Source organism: Citrobacter sp. SX206 (assembly GCF_024181025.1).
Classification (GTDB): Bacteria; Pseudomonadota; Gammaproteobacteria; order Enterobacterales; family Enterobacteriaceae; genus Citrobacter; species Citrobacter youngae.
Genome location: NZ_CP049738.1, coordinates 2,745,550 through 2,763,222 on the forward strand (window position 1 = coordinate 2,745,550; position 17,673 = coordinate 2,763,222).

General features: G+C 53.0%; 20 protein-coding genes and 2 tRNA genes. 7 read left to right on the forward strand and 15 right to left on the reverse strand.

The genetic code is table 11. From position 1 onward, the window contains the following. Nucleotides 1-3 precede the first annotated feature (3 nt). Nucleotides 4-79 (reverse strand) — tRNA-Asn (locus tag G8S19_RS13555). 6 nt (nucleotides 80-85) lie between these two features. Between G8S19_RS13555 and G8S19_RS22505 the strand changes: the two genes are divergently transcribed. From G8S19_RS22505 to G8S19_RS13565, 3 genes are all read left to right on the forward strand, one after another. Continuing rightward, nucleotides 86-193, forward strand: coding sequence for a DUF5951 family protein (locus G8S19_RS22505; RefSeq protein WP_353622658.1), 108 nt, complete (start codon nucleotides 86-88; stop codon nucleotides 191-193). Between the two features lie 46 nt (nucleotides 194-239). After that, nucleotides 240-1,727, forward strand: a complete 1,488-nt coding sequence (locus G8S19_RS13560) for an EmmdR/YeeO family multidrug/toxin efflux MATE transporter (RefSeq protein WP_225807936.1) — start codon at nucleotides 240-242, stop codon at nucleotides 1,725-1,727. A gap of 99 nt (nucleotides 1,728-1,826) precedes the next feature. Beyond that, a tRNA-Asn gene (locus tag G8S19_RS13565) sits at nucleotides 1,827-1,902 on the forward strand. A gap of 45 nt (nucleotides 1,903-1,947) precedes the next feature. Here the strand turns inward: G8S19_RS13565 and G8S19_RS13570 are convergent. From G8S19_RS13570 to G8S19_RS13580, 3 genes are all read right to left on the reverse strand, one after another. After that, a complete protein-coding gene (locus G8S19_RS13570) occupies nucleotides 1,948-2,460 on the reverse strand; it encodes an AbrB family transcriptional regulator (RefSeq protein ID WP_253685372.1) in 513 nt (170 codons plus the stop codon). 75 nt (nucleotides 2,461-2,535) lie between these two features. Then, nucleotides 2,536-2,745: a 4-oxalocrotonate tautomerase family protein gene (locus G8S19_RS13575; RefSeq protein WP_061067728.1), complete on the reverse strand. Its 210-nt coding sequence runs from the start codon at nucleotides 2,743-2,745 to the stop codon at nucleotides 2,536-2,538. A gap of 151 nt (nucleotides 2,746-2,896) precedes the next feature. Then, nucleotides 2,897-4,075, reverse strand: coding sequence for an MFS transporter (locus G8S19_RS13580; RefSeq protein WP_253685374.1), 1,179 nt, complete (start codon nucleotides 4,073-4,075; stop codon nucleotides 2,897-2,899). A 107-nt stretch (nucleotides 4,076-4,182) separates the two neighbouring features. Here G8S19_RS13580 and G8S19_RS13585 point away from each other — a divergent pair, with 107 nt between their 5' ends. The 4 genes from G8S19_RS13585 (at nucleotide 4,183) to G8S19_RS13600 (ending at nucleotide 8,700) form a co-directional block, all read left to right on the forward strand. Continuing rightward, nucleotides 4,183-5,055: a LysR family transcriptional regulator gene (locus tag G8S19_RS13585; protein ID WP_253685376.1), complete on the forward strand. Its 873-nt coding sequence runs from the start codon at nucleotides 4,183-4,185 to the stop codon at nucleotides 5,053-5,055. Between the two features lie 235 nt (nucleotides 5,056-5,290). Continuing rightward, on the forward strand, nucleotides 5,291-6,328 hold the full coding sequence (locus tag G8S19_RS13590) for an extracellular solute-binding protein (protein ID WP_048211970.1): 1,038 nt from the start codon (nucleotides 5,291-5,293) through the stop codon (nucleotides 6,326-6,328). Beyond that, entirely contained in the window at nucleotides 6,312-8,000 is a 1,689-nt protein-coding gene (locus tag G8S19_RS13595) for an iron ABC transporter permease (protein ID WP_253685378.1), read from the forward strand. The genes G8S19_RS13590 and G8S19_RS13595 overlap by 17 nt, the downstream gene beginning before the upstream one ends. Nucleotides 8,001-8,010: 10 nt before the next feature. Continuing rightward, entirely contained in the window at nucleotides 8,011-8,700 is a 690-nt protein-coding gene (locus tag G8S19_RS13600; RefSeq protein WP_048211972.1) for an ABC transporter ATP-binding protein, read from the forward strand. 23 nt (nucleotides 8,701-8,723) lie between these two features. Here the strand turns inward: G8S19_RS13600 and ldtA are convergent, their stop codons facing one another. The 11 genes from ldtA to G8S19_RS13655 all read right to left on the reverse strand — a co-directional run bounded on the left by ldtA (nucleotide 8,724) and on the right by G8S19_RS13655 (nucleotide 17,667). Beyond that, nucleotides 8,724-9,650: a L,D-transpeptidase gene (gene ldtA, locus G8S19_RS13605; RefSeq protein WP_048211973.1), complete on the reverse strand. Its 927-nt coding sequence runs from the start codon at nucleotides 9,648-9,650 to the stop codon at nucleotides 8,724-8,726. 118 nt (nucleotides 9,651-9,768) lie between these two features. Then, complete coding sequence (gene cobT / locus G8S19_RS13610; RefSeq protein WP_048211974.1) at nucleotides 9,769-10,833, reverse strand: nicotinate-nucleotide--dimethylbenzimidazole phosphoribosyltransferase; 1,065 nt, start codon at nucleotides 10,831-10,833, stop codon at nucleotides 9,769-9,771. Between the two features lie 24 nt (nucleotides 10,834-10,857). After that, a complete protein-coding gene (cobS, locus tag G8S19_RS13615) occupies nucleotides 10,858-11,601 on the reverse strand; it encodes an adenosylcobinamide-GDP ribazoletransferase (RefSeq protein ID WP_061067722.1) in 744 nt (247 codons plus the stop codon). Continuing rightward, nucleotides 11,598-12,143 (reverse strand): bifunctional adenosylcobinamide kinase/adenosylcobinamide-phosphate guanylyltransferase, encoded by a 546-nt coding sequence (gene cobU, locus G8S19_RS13620; protein ID WP_048211976.1) that lies wholly within the window; start codon nucleotides 12,141-12,143, stop codon nucleotides 11,598-11,600. Before cobU ends, cobS begins: the two co-directional genes overlap by 4 nt. After that, nucleotides 12,140-13,660, reverse strand: a complete 1,521-nt coding sequence (locus G8S19_RS13625) for a cobyric acid synthase (RefSeq protein ID WP_253685380.1) — start codon at nucleotides 13,658-13,660, stop codon at nucleotides 12,140-12,142. The genes cobU and G8S19_RS13625 overlap by 4 nt, the downstream gene beginning before the upstream one ends. Next, entirely contained in the window at nucleotides 13,657-14,472 is an 816-nt protein-coding gene (locus G8S19_RS13630) for an energy-coupling factor ABC transporter ATP-binding protein (RefSeq protein WP_061067720.1), read from the reverse strand. The genes G8S19_RS13625 and G8S19_RS13630 overlap by 4 nt, the downstream gene beginning before the upstream one ends. 8 nt (nucleotides 14,473-14,480) lie before the next feature. Further along, entirely contained in the window at nucleotides 14,481-15,158 is a 678-nt protein-coding gene (locus G8S19_RS13635) for an energy-coupling factor ABC transporter transmembrane protein (RefSeq protein WP_048211979.1), read from the reverse strand. Further along, a complete protein-coding gene (locus G8S19_RS13640) occupies nucleotides 15,145-15,426 on the reverse strand; it encodes an energy-coupling factor ABC transporter substrate-binding protein (RefSeq protein WP_003030289.1) in 282 nt (93 codons plus the stop codon). The genes G8S19_RS13635 and G8S19_RS13640 overlap by 14 nt, the downstream gene beginning before the upstream one ends. A gap of 2 nt (nucleotides 15,427-15,428) precedes the next feature. Next, nucleotides 15,429-16,166, reverse strand: a complete 738-nt coding sequence (gene cbiM, locus G8S19_RS13645) for a cobalt ECF transporter S component CbiM (protein WP_048211980.1) — start codon at nucleotides 16,164-16,166, stop codon at nucleotides 15,429-15,431. Beyond that, the gene (locus G8S19_RS13650; RefSeq protein ID WP_005123035.1) at nucleotides 16,163-16,876 is read right to left on the reverse strand and encodes a cobalt-factor II C(20)-methyltransferase; all 714 of its coding nucleotides are present in this window, start codon (nucleotides 16,874-16,876) and stop codon (nucleotides 16,163-16,165) included. Before G8S19_RS13650 ends, cbiM begins: the two co-directional genes overlap by 4 nt. Beyond that, entirely contained in the window at nucleotides 16,873-17,667 is a 795-nt protein-coding gene (locus tag G8S19_RS13655; RefSeq protein ID WP_048211981.1) for a sirohydrochlorin cobaltochelatase, read from the reverse strand. The genes G8S19_RS13650 and G8S19_RS13655 overlap by 4 nt, the downstream gene beginning before the upstream one ends. Nucleotides 17,668-17,673: the final 6 nt, after the last annotated feature.

The window sequence follows — 17,673 nt, forward strand, 5'->3', positions numbered from 1 at the left end:
ATATGGCTCCTCTGACTGGACTCGAACCAGTGACATACGGATTAACAGTCCGCCGTTCTACCGACTGAACTACAGAGGAATCGTTGTGGAGGCTTATCTTAGCGGCGAAAAAACTTTTGTCAAACCCCAATTCCTACATTGGGGATCAATTGGTGCTTCTCTCGACAGTTTGTTGCATTTACAGACATTTTAAATGGAAAAAACTTTGCAGCTTTTTTGATTCTCCCTCATCATTTGAAATGAGGTTTCAACTTTCTTCATTAAGGTCCACTTTGAACGTCTCCGCAGCCTTACGCCAGGTCGCATCCCGCACGCCCTGGTATGCCAAACGCAAGCGTTATAAAGTTCTCTTTTGGCGCGAAATTACCCCGCTTGCTGTCCCCATTTTTTTGGAAAACACCTGTGTACTCTTGATGGGAGTACTGAGCACCTTCCTGGTGAGCTGGTTGGGTAAAGAAGCTATGGCAGGCGTCGGACTCGCCGACAGCTTCAACATGGTCATCATGGCATTTTTCGCCGCCATCGACCTTGGCACGACGGTGGTGGTTGCTTTTAGTCTCGGAAAGCGCGATCGCCGACGCGCCAGAGCCGCAGCCAGACAATCACTGGTTATCATGACGATATTTGCTGTCGTACTGGCGGCGGTGATTCACTATTTCGGTGAGCAGATTATTGATGTCGTTGCAGGAGAAGCCACCCCTGATGTAAAAGCACTGGCACTTACCTATCTGGAATTAACAGTGCTCAGCTACCCTGCTGCGGCAATTGCGTTAATTGGCAGCGGCGCACTGCGCGGTGCCGGAAATACCAAAATACCGTTATTGATTAACGGTGGTATGAATATCCTGAACATTATTATCAGTAGCATCCTGATCTACGGCATTTTTTCCTGGCAAGGGCTGGGATTCGTCGGCGCAGGTCTGGGGTTGACGATTTCACGTTACATTGGTGCCATCGCCATTATATGGGTGCTGATGATTGGATTTAACCCAGCGCTGCGCATTCCCCTGAAGAGCTATTTTAAACCGCTGAATCTTGCCATCATCTGGGAAGTCATGGGGATTGGTATTCCTGCCAGTATAGAGTCAGTCCTGTTTAACGGTGGCAAGTTACTTACGCAGATGTTTGTTTCGGGTATGGGTACCAGCGTAATTGCCGGTAACTTCATTGCCTTTTCGATAGCGGCACTGATCAACCTGCCGGGAAACGCTTTAGGTTCCGCGTCTACTATCATTACCGGCAGACGTCTGGGAAATGGACAGATTGCTCAGGCGGAAATCCAGTTGCGGCATGTATTCTGGCTCTCCACAATCGGATTAACCGCCATAGCCTGGCTAACCGCCCCGTTTGCTGGCGTGATGGCTTCGTTTTACACCCACGATCAGGATGTAAAAGAGGTCATTGTCATCCTGATTTGGCTGAACGCGGCATTTATGCCGATATGGGCAGCATCATGGGTTCTTCCTGCTGGATTTAAAGGTGCACGTGACGCCCGTTTCGCTATGTGGGTCTCCATGTTGGGGATGTGGGGCTGTCGTGTTGTCGCCGGCTACACCCTCGGGATCGTATTAGGATGGGGTGTCGTTGGCGTCTGGATGGGGATGTTCTTCGACTGGGCAGTACGGGCCGCGTTATTTTACTGGCGAATGGTCACAGGCCGTTGGCTGTGGAAATACCCACGTTCTGAACGTGAAAAGTGTATAAAACAACCGTCTACGTCTGAATAAACGACGAAATGAAGAATATTTCAGCAAACGATCGCGAATATCCATTCAGGCTTTGACAACGCAGACAGGCATCGCTAATATTCGCCCCGTTCACACGATTCCTCTGTAGTTCAGTCGGTAGAACGGCGGACTGTTAATCCGTATGTCACTGGTTCGAGTCCAGTCAGAGGAGCCATATTTAAGAAGCCCGCTTAAGGAAACTTGAGCGGGCTTTTTGTTATTATGGAATTGCGACTAAAACATCAGGCCAGAATGGCTTCCAGTCGGGCTGTAAGTAGCCAGCCAGAAACGTCAGGGTAATGAGACGCAGAGAATGCGAGATAACAATCTTTTGTGGCGAAGTCTTAATATGGGAGGCTAGCGCCAGCACCGCCGCCATCGCTCCGGGCACCGCACCCAAAAGCGCCTCTTCTTTACTCCAGCCCAACCGCCGCACACACCAGAAGTAGCTCAAGGTAAATTGCAAAGATAAGCAAAGTAATAACAGAGCAAAAAAAAGACTGAACTGGCGATGTTCACCATATGAAAAATCCCTAAACATCATCCCGATTGAGATACCGAGAGAAAGCTGGATGACCGTTATACTCCCCGGCATTGAGGTTACGGAGATCCCAACCCGCTTAAGTATAATCACGGTAAAGAGGGCACCAAACATCATACCCAGTGGAACATTACAGAACGTGAATCCCTGCCCGACGAGAAAACAGAGGATAATACCTGCCAACACTCTCATCGACGCCCTCTCCAGGTCAATTGTTCTATCACAAACTGATATCAGGCGAGGAGCCCACGCCCCCCGCCATCAGATTCACTCTTTGCTGGCTTTTTCACGCAATTCGGTCACCGGTACGCCACCAATTCCCCAGTTATCAGTATCGACTTCGTCAATAACCACAATAGTGGTGTCAGGATTTTTGTTAAGCACATCCACCAGTAGCTGAGTAACACCTTCCATCAGCTGTTTCTTTTGTTTATCGGTAACACCTTCATTGGTGATCTTAATATTTACATAGGGCATAAAAACTCCTGTAAACCAGATAATTATGGGAAATGCGCACAGAGAGAAGAGCGCAAACCCGTTAAACAGCAGAACAGAGTCATACTGCTTTTGAAAACGAGTTCTGCCGCAAGAACTATTAAGGTTATTAGCTGAAATATAACTATTATCATTATTTTCCAGAATATTTAACTTTGTTGTATTGCCAATAACTAATCGCTGCTGCGATAAATAACGAGGCGGCCCCCAGCAATATGGAGTAGGTCATCCCATTTTTATTACTCTGAAAGACACTGACAACTAATGGGCCGAGGATTTGCCCTATCCCATATGTCAGCGTAACAAGACCGAGGAGATTAATCTTCTCGGGTGCGCTTATTTTTCTAGCAAGCGGCATGACCAAAGAGCTTGTACCCATAAATGTGCCGCCAAATCCAATACAACTAATGGTTAACAGCAGTGGCGAGTTAATAAATATGGCCATGACTACGCAACTCGCTTGCACAATTAAGTTAACGCTCAGGCAGGATAATATATTCCATTTGCGAGCAGCCCAGAGCCAGCCATAGCAGCCAGGAATAACAGCAAGGCCGACAATAGACCAGATATGGTCGGCTAAAAAAGTGTTGCCACCCCCCCTGGCCATTAACGGCAAATACGTGGCGACAATGATATAACCGAACCCCGCCAGGCCATACAGTAAGGCTAAATTCCACCACTGGATATCCGACTCCGCACCTGCGGCAGCTTTTACTGAGGAGATCATATACTTATCTTTCGGCAATAGCATCGTCAGTATGACGAAAAGTATCGCTGAAATTATGGCTGCGCCAATCCACAACACATGTGAATTTAAGGCGTAGGATACGCCAGCAATGACATATTCATTGCCGATAAAAATGCCCATTCCTACGCCCGAAAACAAAGAGGCGATAACAAAAGGGTTATGAGTATGCTGAAGGACCAGCATTGAACCAAATATCATCATTCCCGCGCTTGCCACACCTGCGAGGAACCTGATTAACAAAATAATTTCTGGCTGGGTCACTTTTGCCATCAAAAAAATCAGCACGACGGTAAGTAGTGCTGAGACCAGTAACAACACTCTTAACTTATTGACAGCGCTAAAAATACCAAAAGAGAAAAAGAGGCTGCCAACAAGGTAACCTGCGTAGTTGGCGCTGGCAATTATGGATAATTGTGAAAAGGTAAACAGTTCTTCATGAAGCATAAGCGGGAGCATAGGCGTATATAAAAAGCGCCCAATGCCCATTCCTAAGGTCAAGACGATCATACCAAATACAGCAGTACTCAACTGACGGAGGCCAACAGCACTGTGATCGAGATCCATATTTTGGCCTCAAAAGACGAATTAAGTTTGATTGTTATCTTACACAAGGAAATGATAATAAAAAGTTAATAAAAATAACGAAAACATTCACTTTGAGTGATGCTTCTATGAACAGTACCTCTCTGAACTTGTTTAAAACGGTGGCGGAAACGGGCTCCATATCCGCTGCTGCACGTAGTCTGAACTGCGTTTCTTCGAATGTCACAACCCGCCTTAAACAGCTGGAAGCCAGCCTTGATGTCTCTCTGTTTGTGCGCGAGAAAAATCGACTCTACATTACCCCTGAGGGCGAACTGCTTCTGCGCTACGCCAACAAAATTTTGGCGTTGTTAGAGGAAGCAGAATTGTCGATGCTGGGAACAAAAGTGGCGGGGCCATTGCGAATTGGCGCAATGGAAACGACCGCAGCGGTACGTCTCCCTTCGATACTGGCGAATTTCCACCGCGAAATGCCTTCCATTGAGTTAAACCTGAAAACCTCCCCTACTGAAGCGCTGGTGCAACACATTCTGAACAATGAACTGGAAATCGCATTCGTTGCCGATCATCAGGGACTGCATATGGAAAATTCGCCCCTGCAATCACACGTGTTATGTCAGGAAACGCTGGTACTGGTAACGGCGGCAGAGCACCAGAATGTCATTACTGGCGCTGACCTCCAGGTGACAAGGCCGCTGGTTTTTGTTAAAGGGTGCAACTATCGCTCCCGCCTGGGAGAATGGCTGCGCCTACAGGGGGTCGATTACGCCGAGCCTCTGGAATTTGGCTCTTTTCAGGCGATCCTTGGCTGTGTGAGTGCCGGGATGGGGATTGCGCTGTTGCCAGAAAATGTTGTCAGACAGTATGAGAATAACTTCCCTGTCCGCAGTCATATGATTACGCCACAGATAGGTAAAGTGAACACCATGATGATATGGCTAAAAAGCCGCGAAGTCAGCCGGGTACTTAATCACTTTGTCTCGTTTATTACGCGGGCTTAAGTGATTACGTCTGGTAACGCCAGGCAGCCGGCAACCCAGTGTATTCATGGATGCTAAATATCTTATCCATAACAGGGACAGGCCACTTCACACCGTTGATTAAAGTTATGTAAATGTAAATTATTTACACTTTGCAATGATTGTAATTGCTAGTGATTATCATTTATTGTACGCAGGCAAAAAATGAGCCCCTGCCCGGGTCACTGTACGTTCCAATTACGCTGGGATATAAACGATGAATGCTCTGCCTCGCACTGGACTGCGCCGTATCACGCTTGCTTCTGCTCTCGTCCTCTCTGTCAGCCTGCCGGCTTTCGCCCAGGATGCGTTAACGCTGTATACCACCCGTGAACCGGGCCTGATTCAGCCCCTGCTTGATAGCTGGACGAAAACCAGCGGTATAAAAGTCAGCACGGTCTATATCAAGGACGGCATGCTTGAGCGTGTTAAAGCGGAAGGTAAAAACTCCCCTGCCGACCTGCTGATGACCGTTGACGCCGGGAACCTTATCGATTTAGTCGAAGCGGGTGTGACACAACCCGTGGAGTCAGAAGCACTGAAAGCGGCTATTCCGGCCAATCTCCGCGGTGCGGATAATCAGTGGTTTGCGCTGTCAATGCGTGCGCGAGTGTTGTACGCCGAGAAGTCAATGCCAATCGATAACTGGCATTACGAACAGCTCGCCAGCCCCGAGTACAAAGGTAAGGTTTGTATTCGTTCCGGTCAGCATCCGTACAATACGGCGCTGATCGCCGCGATGATTGCCCATCACGGCGAAGCAAAAACGGAAGAATGGCTGCGTGGCGTGAAAGCGAATCTGGCACGTAAAGCGACTGGCGGCGACCGTGACGTTGCCCGCGATATCCTCGGGGGTATTTGCGATATTGGCCTGGCGAACTCCTATTACGTCGGCCATATGAAAAACGCCAAAGAAGGCAGCGATGCACGTCAGTGGGGCGATGCAATTAAAGTCGTTAAGCCAACCTTTGAAAATGGCGGCACGCACGTCAATATCAGCGGCGCGGCAGTAGCACGCTATGCCCCCAATAAAGCCGATGCCGTTAAGTTGATGGAATATCTGGTTTCCGCACCTGCCCAGCAGCAGTACGCAAAAGCGAACTTCGAATACCCGGTACTGAAAGGTGTCACTCTCGATCCGGTGATCAACGCCACAATTGGTGAGATCGATGTCGATAAAATTCCGTTAACCGAAATCGTGAAATACCGTAAACAAGCAAGTCTGCTGGTAGATAAAGTTGGATTCGATCAATAAACTTCTACAGTTTCCGACGTTACGCGGCCTGGTTTCCGGGCCGCAGTCATTATTAACGCCGTTGCACCTTGGGGCGCTTTGCATTGCGCTTGGCGTCCTGACTCCCATCATTGCGCTTATCTGGCAAGCTACCCAGTCGGATTTATCGCACTGGGACAATCTCATTACGTTTGTGCTGCCTGCAGCATTAAAAAATACCGTACTGCTGTTAGCCGGTGTGGCCGTGCTGGTTGGCGTGATTGGCGTAGGCAGCGCCTGGGCCATCACAGCATGGGACTTTCCTGGACGTAAGATCCTCAGTTGGGCGTTGCTGCTGCCGCTGGCGATGCCAACCTACATCGTCGCCTTTGCCTGGCTCGATCTACTGCATCCGATTGGCCCTCTGCAAACCTTTATCCGCTTCCTGCTGGGCTTTGACAGTCCACGGCAGTTCCGGCTACCGGATTTGCGTTCGCTTTCCGGCGCGATTATTTTGCTCGGTTTAGTGCTCTATCCTTACGTCTACCTGACGACCCGCGCCACCTTTATCAGTCAACCGGCCCATTTACTTGAGGCTGCCCGTACGCTGGGATGCAGCGCTGCCGGGACGTTCTTCCGGGTCGCCCTGCCAATGGCGCGCCCGGCACTGGCTGTCGGCATCAGCCTGGCACTTCTGGAAACGCTCAACGATATTGGTGCATCGGAGTTCCTCGGCGTACAAACGTTAACCGTTACCGTCTACACCACGTGGATCTCTCGCTCTGATTTATCCGCCGCCGCACAAATCGCCTGCATGATGCTGATGTTTATCTTCTTCATTCTGACGCTGGAATTTTACGGACGCAGAAAGCAAGGATTCAGCAGCCGCAGCCTGCGGGAAATCCAACCCACTCGCGTGCCCGGCTGGCGTGGCTGGCTACTCGGCGCGGTCATTTCACTACCGGTTATATTGGGCTTTGTGGCCCCGGTTCTCTTTTTGATGTGGGAAAGTACCAAACGCTTAGGGGACACGAGCCCCCTTTCCGCCTCGTTGCTTTCAGCATTACAAAATACGCTCTTGCTGGCAGCAGGCACCACGCTGGTGGTAATTTGCGTCAGCTTGCTGGTGGCCTGGAGCGCACGCCATAGCGCAGCAGACAACGCGATGCCTGGCTTTCGTCGTGGCGTGATGCGTCTGGCCTCCCTCGGTTATGCGGTGCCCGGAACGATTCTGGCGATTGGTTTTTTGCCCCCAGCGATGGCTGTCGATCGTTGGCTGGCCGACTTACTGGATATTCGCGGGTTACCGCTGATGTCTGGCGGTATTTTGTTGGTCATTTGCTGCGCGATGCGTTTCCAGGCAATTGCCATCGGCGCGCTGGACTCCGGTCTGGGCCGCATCCCGCCGTCACTCGAACAGGCTTCACGATTGCTCGGCGAAAACGGTGCCGGAACATTTGCCCGCGTTCATTTTCCGTTACTGCGTCCGGCATTAGTGAGCAGCGCATTGCTGGTTTTTGCCGATGCGATGAAAGAACTGCCAACAACGCTGCTGTTGCGCCCGGTAAATTTCGAAACGCTGGCCACTCTGCTGTATGCAGAAGCGGCCCGCGGGACCTATGAAGAAGGTGCTATCGCCGCGCTAATGATTGTTTTAGCAGGTACACTGCCCGTTATATTGTTGGTGCGTCACCAGATGACTCGCCGTGGTTAAGAGAGCAACAATGTCAGAAATCGCATTACGACTCCAGGACGTGCACGTTGCCTACGGCAACAGCCAGCAACCGGTCCTGAGCGGATTCTCAATGTCGGTACGCAAAGGAGAAATTGCCTGTCTGCTTGGCGCTTCAGGCTGTGGGAAAACAACGGTGTTGCGTGCAGTTGCCGGTTTTGAACGACTGCAGTGTGGAGAGATCTATGTCTCAGAGCGGCGTATCGCTGGCCCCGGCGTTCATTTGCCCCCGGAAAAACGTCATGTCGGCATGGTCTTTCAGGAATACGCCTTATTTCCCCATCTGACCGCACAACAAAACATCGCCTTCGGTTTACGGCGTATGCCACGTGAAGCGCAACAGGCCAGAGTGACGGAGCTGTTGAAAATGGTGGAATTGCACAGTCATGCTAACCATTACCCTCATGAACTTTCTGGCGGGCAGCAGCAGCGCATCGCGTTAGCCCGCGCGCTGGCGCCACACCCAGAAATTTTACTGCTGGATGAGCCCTTCTCCAGCCTGGATAAGCGCACACGCGAGCGCCTTGGTAATGAGGTTCGGGATATTTTACGCGCTGCTGGCCAGACCGCGCTGCTGGTTACCCACAGCGAGCACGAAGCTCAGTTGATGGCGGACCATATCGGTTTTGTGAAAATGGGTCAGTATCAGCTTAAAAAAGCGGCCCACCATAGTCAGGGCTAAGAAAGAGCCGCGTAGTGGCATCGCTAATGTGTCTGCACCAGACTGATATTCACCGGCATCCCGGAACGGCGTTCCAGCGCCTGATTCCCACGATTCACATCCACGTCATTCCCGCTGATAAAAGTACGCAAAACGGGGGTGATGGGCAGCGGAACCTTTCTGTCAGATTCATATTCGGAGCGATTGCGGGACAGCGGTTCATGAACCTCAACCCAATGGCTACCGTCTGGCTCGGTGCTGAATTTTACCGGTCGGTCAATAATCTGAACACGCGTGCCAACTGGCACAGTATCAAACAGGTATTTGATGTCGTCATTACGCAGACGGATGCAGCCCTGGCTCACGCGTAGCCCAATACCGAAGTTGGCATTAGTACCATGGATGGCGTACAACCTGCCGATATAGATAGCGTACAGTCCCATCGGATTGTCAGGCCCGGCAGGCACAAACGCCGGTAAGCTTTCCCCACGAGCAGCATACTCCCGCCGGGTATTTGCCGTGGGCGTCCAGCTTGGTGCTTCCTGTTTACGTTCGACCGCTGTGACCCAGTTGCGCGGAGTTTCCCTCCCGGCCTGCCCAATACCAATAGGTAATACCTCTACCGTATTAGCACCCTCAGGGTAATAGTAGAGCCGCATTTCTGCGACGTTGATGACGATGCCTTCACGTACGGTATCAGGCAATATCAACTGTTGTGGCACCACCAGTGTGGAACCCGACTTTGGCAGAAATACGTCCACACCAGGATTGGCTTCGAGCATATTACTCAATCCCTGTCCATACTGTGCGGCAAAAGCCTCCAGAGGCTGAGTATTACCAGCGGGAATCGTTATCGTCAAAGGGCTTCCCACCAGACGGCTGCCCTCAGGAGGCAATGGGTAGCTCACCGCCTGCGATCCCTGACTCGCGAGCAGCATAACAAGAGCACACAGCAGTTTTACACGACGCATCTTTTTCCTTTCCTTCGTCGCAGCAGATATCCATTAAGTATAGCTTTTTTATCTGTTTTAGGGGGTTACGACGAGAATGCACATAAAAACCCCCGCCATAAAGCGGGGTCGTGAGCGGCTACGCTTCTTTGCCATCCGGTAATACAATATTACTGGCAGCTAACTGCCCCATATTGCTATACATCGCGCAGGCCGCTTCAACAATGGGCATCGCCAGCGCGGCACCACTGCCTTCGCCTAAACGCATTCCCATGTTGAGATACGGCTCCAGTTCCAGGTGCGCCAGTGCAGTACGAGCGCCCTTCTCGGCGGAGAAATGCGACGGGATCAGATAAGGTTTAATCTCCGGCGCTATCTGACAGGCAGCCAGTGCCGCCGAATAAGACAGGAAACCATCCAGGATGACCGGCAGACCGCAAGACGCCGCACCTAACATCACCCCCGCCATACCGACAAGATCAAAACCACCCACTTTTGCCAGCACATCAATACCGTCATTGCGATCCGGCTGATTGACGGCAATGGCTCGCCGTACAACATCAACCTTATTGCCTACCCTCGAGAGCGGCAGGTTAGCGCCGATACCGACCACATCCTCGGCATCGCTGCCGGTCAATACGCTGACGATTGCCGCCGCGGGGGTCGTATTGGCCATACCAAGTTCACCGACGCCAAACAGCGTTACGCCATCCCTGGCCAGCTCATGGGTATAACGGATAACTTCCAGCAGCAGTTCCTCGGCCTGAGAACGGCGCATTGCCGGGCCTTGAGCAATATTACCGCAGCCGCGCGCCACGCGCATATTCACCACGCCGGGAATGAGTTCAGCATCGATGCCGACATCAATCACATGTACCTTTGCCCCCGCCTGAGCAGCCAGCACGCAAACGCCGGTCGTCCCACGCGTCATATTAGCAGCCTGAATAGCCGTGACGATTTTAGGCGAAACGGCAACCCCTTCATCCCACACGCCATGATCGGCACACATCACCAGCATCGCTTTGCCATTCACATGCGGCACCCCCTTCAGGCCTGGCATACCGGCCAGTTGCACAGCGAGAGATTCGAGTCGCCCAAGACTTCCCGGCGGCTTAAGCAGGCCATCAATATGTTGCTGCGCGCGCAACATTGCAGCGCTATCGGGAGAAGGGATCGCGTGAAGTAAAGAGGATAAAGTCTGCATAAGGGTTCCAGTATGTTGACTGACTCAAAGCAGAGCCAGCAGGAAAACCAACTCGCCAAGTTCAATGGCCGCACCCAGCGTATCGCCGGTTTGCCCACCTAACGTGCGTTTTAATAACTGCCCAAGAATGAAGATCGCCACCAACGTAACGACCAGTGCTGCCACACCACGCATACCGGGAAGTAGTACGGCGGCAAGGATCGCCGCAAATCCCAACGTGACGCAGGTTTGACGCCCGGAGACTTTGCCGATAAAGACGTTGCCCAGCCCTTCTTCGCGCGCGTAACGATGTCGATACATCAGCAAAACAGCACAGCCCCGCCCGGCGACACAAGCCGCAGCAAGCGCCGCCAACATCGGTGTGCCACGCAAAGCCAGTTCGCTCACTACCAGCACTTTTGCCAGCAACACGAAAATTAGCGCCAGTCCGCCGTGGGTTCCCAGCCGGCTGTCGCGCATGATCTCCAGCATCCGTTCGCGTCGACGGGCAGAGAAAATACCGTCACAGGTATCCGCCAGGCCATCAAGATGAAAACCGCCGGTCAGCAGCGCCAGGGTCAACACTGCAAACAGCGCCGCCAGTGGGATACCGCACCAGGCCTGTAGCGCCATAAAGACCAGCCCCGTAAGCCCGCCCAGCACCACGCCAATCAGCGGGAACATCACAATGCCACGTGAATAGTGCTCGAAATCCAGTCCTTGCGACCAGCGAGCAGGAACGGGCAAGCGACTGATAAAAGAGAGCATTGCCCAGAACAACTTACTCATTTAATTTTGACTCCAATTCCTGATACCACCAGCCAGACCTCATCGGCTGCTGCCGCCAGTCGCTGATTCACGCGTCCTGCAATATCGCGAAAATGCCGTGCCAGACGGTTCTCCGGAACAATCCCCATTCCCACTTCGTTGGTCACCAGCACAACCTTTGCCGGGCAGCGCTGACAGGCAGCAATCAGCGAACGGATCTCATCCTCGATCGACTGCTCCATCGCCGCGTAATCCCAGCTATCCGGGTCACTGTCACCGCCCAGTGCAAACAGCAGATTGGTCACCATCGTGGTAATGCACTCCAGCAAAATGGCTTCCTGCGGATCGTTTTCTGCCGTTATCAGTTCATCGAGATGTTGCCAGCGTTCAGCTGTACGCCAGTGCGCAGGGCGTCCATCGCGATGATGCTGAATTCGCGCCGCCATCTCCTTATCAAAGATCTGCGAAGTCGCGATATACAAAACGTTTGGAGAATCCGCGATCAGCGCTTCCGCATGTCGACTCTTGCCGCTACGCGCACCGCCGGTAACCAGAATCATCATACGGGCTCCCGGTGTTGCTGCATGATGGTATAAATTTTCTCAATATCGATGTGTTGCCGCATCGCATCCGCCAGCAGATCAAACTGCTGCGATTTATATTGCGCGTAATGGAAGGTGGAATCCAGCGGTGCTAACCCTTTACGTACGCGCAGGCCATTAACCAGCGCCCGGGTAAATTCATCGCTGTCGAACAGACCGTGAAGATAAGTACCAAACGCCAGGCCATCCGGCGTAACCGCGCCGTCAGCCACATTGCCTCCGTCTTTGCGCAGCGTCATCACCGACCGGCATTCTTCGGTTAACGTCGTTTCGCCCATATGGATTTCGTAACCACGAACGGATAACCCCGCCGCGCCCGCCAGCCAGTCAGGCAGCGAGGAGGACATTTTTCCCTCAACCAGAGTGGTGGTTTTGTGCTGGGCAAAATGGGTGACGGTATTGAGCAAGCCCAGACCCGGCAGCGTGCCAAGCCCTGACTCCACTTCATCGATGATCGTATCGCCGAGCATTTGATAGCCGCCGCAAATCCCCACCACCGGCACGTTATTACGATGCAATTGCACGACGCCGTGCGCCATTCCGCTCTCACGCAGCCACACAAGATCGCCCAGCGTATTTTTGCTGCCGGGCAGAATCACCAGATCGGCCCCCGCCAGTTCTTCAGGCTGGCGCACATAGCGCACGCGCACATCCGGCTGTGCGGCAAGCGCATTGAAATCAGTAAAGTTAGAAATGTGCGGGATTTGCACCACGGCGATGTCGATGTCGCGTTTATCAGTGCGCAAATATTTGCCCTTTTGCAGCGCAACGCCATCTTCATCTTCCAGATCCACATCCAGCCATGGCATGACGCCCAGTACCGGCACCCCGGTCAGCGCTTCAATTTGCTCAATACCGGAATACAGCAGCGCCACATCGCCGCGAAATTTATTGATGATCACCCCTTTGACCCTGGCGCGTTCATGATCGTGCAATAGCGCCAGCGTGCCGTAAATGGAGGCAAACACCCCGCCACGGTCGATATCCGCCACCAAAATGACAGGACATTGCGCCATTTCAGCCATGCCCATATTGACGATATCGCGATCGCGCAGGTTAATCTCGGCCGGGCTTCCCGCCCCCTCCAGCACCAGCACATCGAACTCTTGCGCCAGACTGTTATAAACTGACAGGATTTGATCCCGCAGACGCGGTTTGTACTCGTGGTAACTGACCGCATCCATATCGGTTGCCACTTTGCCCACCAGCACAACCTGCGCTTTACGGTCGCTGGTCGGTTTAAGCAGCACCGGATTCATACGCACATCTGGCGTAATGCCAGCGGCTTCAGCCTGAAAAATTTGCGCGCGGCCCATTTCTTTTCCCTCTGGCGTAATGCCAGAGTTCAGCGCCATGTTCTGCGATTTGAACGGCGCGGTACGCAGCCCATCCTGATAAAAAATTCGACACAGCCCGGCAACCAACACGCTTTTACCCACATCAGATGCCGTTCCCTGCAACATTATCGCCTGCGTCATGACGCCTCCTTCAGTGCGTTCTCTCGCATACAACTAAAAAATTCAGCCTCTGTTTTACACAGCGGGAAGCCCAGCTCGGTGTGCAATTTCACCAGCCATGGCTGAGTTAACCCGGCTTGTTCAATAAGATCGGTACGGGCGAAAACGTCCCCCGGCGTGCCGTGCGTCAGCACTTCTCCGCGACGTAAAACATACACCGCATCGCTGACTTCATAGATGAGATCAATATCATGGCTGGAAATAACCACATGATTTCCTTGCGCCACAATGCGTTTGATAATCTCGATCATCTGCGTACGCCCTGATGGGTCGAGACCGGCGGTGGGTTCATCCAGCAGCAGATACTGCGCCTGCAACACCAGCGCCCCGGCTATCGCCACGCGTTTTTTTTGCCCGTGGCTTAAACACTGAATGGGCTGATGGCGAAAATGCTGGGCGTCGACCAGCGTCAAGGCATCGTCCACCCGACGGGCAATTTCAGCCTCGTCCACGCCAAGATTACGCAGGCTAAAGGCGATGTCACTGTCGATGTCGGTATAAAAGATTTGCTGATCGGGGTCCTGAAATACCGTTGCCACCTGCTGACGTAGCGCCAGCAGGCCGCGCTTGCTGTAATCCAGTGGTTTTCCTTGCCACATCACCGCCCCCTGTTGTGGGCGCAGTAAACCGCTCAGGTTCATAAACAGCGTGGACTTCCCACAGCCATTGGCCCCCACCAGTCCGGTGACGGCATGTTGAGAAAAGTCCAGCGTTAGCCCTTTGAGAATCGGGTCATCCTGGTAGCGAAACCAAAGCGCTGAGGTGGCAAGCATACTTTTCCTTACAGGTGAAAATCACCCTGATACAGTTTGATATCCAGTGTGGTGGTCATTTGCTGATAACGGATCAACACGCGGGTAAACAATAATCCCACCAGCATCGCCAGCGAGCGATAGCCTAATGGCAAGCTACGATAACCAAAACGCAGCGTTTGTGCGCGATGAATGGCGAGTGCCTCGTCTAACAGGATAAAAATAAAGCGCCAGGTCAGCAGAATCAGCTCGGTCATCAGTCGTGGGACATGTGCACGTTTGAGCAGGATAATTAACTGCGGAAACGGTAAATTCAGCACCAGCCAGAACGTTGCCGCCAGCGCAGCCAGGCTGCGCCAGAAGGTTTCATTGGCGGTGACAAGTCCTGGGGCGCTAACGCCCAACCAGTAGCTGCCCACGGGTACGCTGGCCAGTAAGGTATGCGGGTCGCGACTGACGCTAAACAAAATCGTCACGACGCCCACCAGCAGAAAGCCAAATGGTAGCGCCATCCAGCGACACCAGCGCCAGAAAGAAACCCGCAGCAGCCAGCAACTGAGCGCCGCTATCAGCAACATCTCGATACCCTGCCCCAGCGGGGGCAGAGTAAAGGCCAGAATCATCATCATTAGCCAGAGCAGAAATTTCCGCACCGGTGAGACATGAAACCAGCGGCTTTGATAGCTAAGCCTGTCAAGCCCGGTCATCACGACGTTGCCTGCCCTTGGTATAACCCAATATGTAGAAAATTACGGCTGCGCCCAGCGATCCCTGGAGCGTAAACAGCAGGCTTTCAATCTCACCGCTTGCCGGTTCATATAACGGCTGGAACCACGGCTCATAATGCGGGGCAATAGCCTGAATCTGACTCTCCGCCTCACCGTCCGAGCCGCCGTATTCACCACCGTGATTGATAAAGAACGGCAGGATCACCAGCGCTACTACCATGCCCAATATAATCAGCGTCTTTTTCATCGTTAATGTCCTTGTGCGGTTATTAACTGGCGTTTGGTTAGCTGATCGTAAATCAGCACGGTGAGTAACCCTTCCGCAATCGCGATGGGGATCTGCGTCAGACAGAAAATTCCCATGAACTTAATGATTGAACCGGTAGCGCCAGCAGACGGATCCGGGAACGCCACGCCCAGTTGCACTGAGGTGACGAAATAGGTGACAAGATCCGCCAGCATCGCGCACAAGAAGACGCAAACATCACGGCGGAACCCCGCACGACAGGCCAACTTCCACACCATATACCCAACAACCGGGCCGATTACCGCCATCGACATACCGTTAGCGCCAAGCGTCGTCAAACCACCGTGCGCCAGCAGCAGAGCCTGGAACAGCAGAACGATTGCCCCGAGGATGGCCACTACGCCTGGTCCAAACAGGATAACCGCCAGGCCTACGCCGGTAGGGTGTGAACAACTTCCGGTAACGGAAGGAATTTTCAGCGCCGACAGCACAAAAATAAAGGCGCCGCACAGTGCCAGTAAAACTTTCTGGTGATTATCTTCCTGCACGATTTGGCGCAGGCGCACCAGCCCGTACCACAGGCAGGGTAAAAACAGCAGCCACCATGCCAGCGCCCACATTGGCGGCAGAAAACCTTCCATAATGTGCATCGCGAACGCTTGCTCAGGAACAATCATCAGTAATAGCGCCGCTGCCAACCCGCTGAAAGACAGCTGTTTTAGCTGTTGTTCAAGCTTCATTGTGCATACTCCCACTGTTTGTTGACCAGAATGGTCGAGAAATAAGGCAGCGGCTGATCGTCGCTCACCTCGTCGAGATGGCGCCAGCACTGCTCGCCCGGCAGCGTGGCTTCAGACATCATCAGTGCACAGTCCAACAAGCCTTCTTGTTGCAGCAGCGCTTTGATGCGCGCAAAACGACCGTACACTTTCATCAGCACCAGGCTGTCATGCTGCTTTAACGCCTGCTGAATTTCAGCTTCCGGCGCGGTACAGGAGACCACTGCCAGCGATTGTTGCTCCATGGCGAGCGGAGTTTTCGAACGCGCGGCAATCGCAGCGAAAGAGGTCACGCCCGGGACAATTTCTAACCAGTCAGGCGAACCAATGCGCTGCAGTAAAAAGACCCAGGTGCTGAACAGCATGGCGTCGCCGAGGGTAATAAAACCTACCTGTTTACCCGCTTCCACTTCCTGTACCAACGCAGCAGCGACCTCATCCCAGACGGCCTCTTTTTCAGCACTGTCGGCACTCATCGGGAAATGGCAGCAGCGAACCTCGGTCTGCTCACCGATATACTCCCGCACAATCGACAACGCCAGACTATCGCCACCTTTACGCCCGGCTGGCGCATAAAGAATATCCAGCGCCCCAAGCGTGCGTGCTGCGCGCACGGTTATCAGATCGGCAGCACCAGGCCCGGTGCTCAGTGCATACAATTTGCCACTCATGCTGCTTCCTCCAACGCTACGTTCAGCGCTTGCTGTAAATGGGCGACGAACATGGCACGAACCGCCGGATTCTCACCCAGACCGCTGAGCCATGGCGTAGCTGGAATGCCTGCTGCGTTAAACAACGTTTTCCACGAATCCTCTTCATCGGAGGCCATATCATTGATAGCGTGGTCGCCTGCAACCAGCATTAGCGGCATTAGATGAACCGCCGTCACGCCTTCCTGACCTAAGCTTTCGATCAGCACCTCAACTTCCGGGTAGCTTTCCACTGCACCTACGCGAGCCGGGAAGCGCTGCGCCGTCATCATGTGGTCAAGACAGGCATAGGCAGCAAAGGCGTGATGGCTGGCCCCGTGCCCCATAAAGACCACTTTTTCATTTTCGCCAAGCGCCGGCATCTGCTGTTGCAGCGCCAGCATCAGCTGTGCGTAATCTTCAACGCTGCTCAGTAGTGGTACACCCAGCGTCAGGCGAGAAAACAGCGGGCGCATACTTTGTACTTCGCGGACAATTTTTTCGTATTCGTCGCCGTTGATGATGTGCAGCGACTGAATCGCGACATCCTGATACCCCTGCTCCGCCAGCTTTTGCAGCGCCTGCAGCGGCGTGTCGATTTCAATGCCGTCCCGCTGCTTGAGCTTGCGGATAATCATCCCTGAGGTAAACGCCCGGAACAGGTCGCGGTCAGGGCAACTGGCTGCAAGATCGCGCTCACAGGCCACAATATTCTTCTCGCAGGTGTCGTGATAGCTGGTGCCAAAGCTGACCACCAGAAGCGCCTTTTTCATCTCTAA